The sequence below is a fragment of the uncultured Winogradskyella sp. genome, assembly GCF_947496485.1.
Lineage (GTDB): Bacteria > Bacteroidota > Bacteroidia > Flavobacteriales > Flavobacteriaceae > Winogradskyella.
On sequence record NZ_CANMCZ010000019.1, the window covers coordinates 1 to 515 of the forward strand.

General features: G+C 39.6%; 1 pseudogene. It reads left to right on the top strand.

The features are described 5' to 3' along the window. Nucleotides 1–515 (top strand): annotated as a pseudogene (locus Q0822_RS18210) (hypothetical protein); the annotation flags it as partial.

Sequence of the window (515 nt, forward strand, 5' to 3'; positions counted from 1 at the left end):
ACATGGGTTTTCACAGCACCAGATTATACAATAACACAGGCTGATGTCGATGTTGGTAATATTACCAACAATGTAACGGCTGACGGTTTAGAACCTGATGGAACCACTCCTGTTCAAGCTAATGATACTTATATCATTGATGCCAATAATCCTGACGTAACACTTTGTGATGATGGTGGAATAGCTGTTGTTAAAACTGCTTCTAGTGCAACCAATGGTTGTGTAGGTGAAGGCGACTTAGTAACTTACACATTCACAGTTACCAATACTGGTGATGTATCTATTAATTCAATTACCATTACCGATGATTTATTGGGTGGTGATATTACAGCTACGTTGACGCTTACTGGTGACAATGGTGATGGTATCCTTGATCCTTCTGAAACATGGGTTTTCACTGCACCTGATTATACAATAACACAGGCTGATGTCGATGCAGGTAATATTACCAACAATGTAACAGCTGAAGGTTTAGAACCTGATGGAACAACTACGGTTCAAGCTACGGATACTTA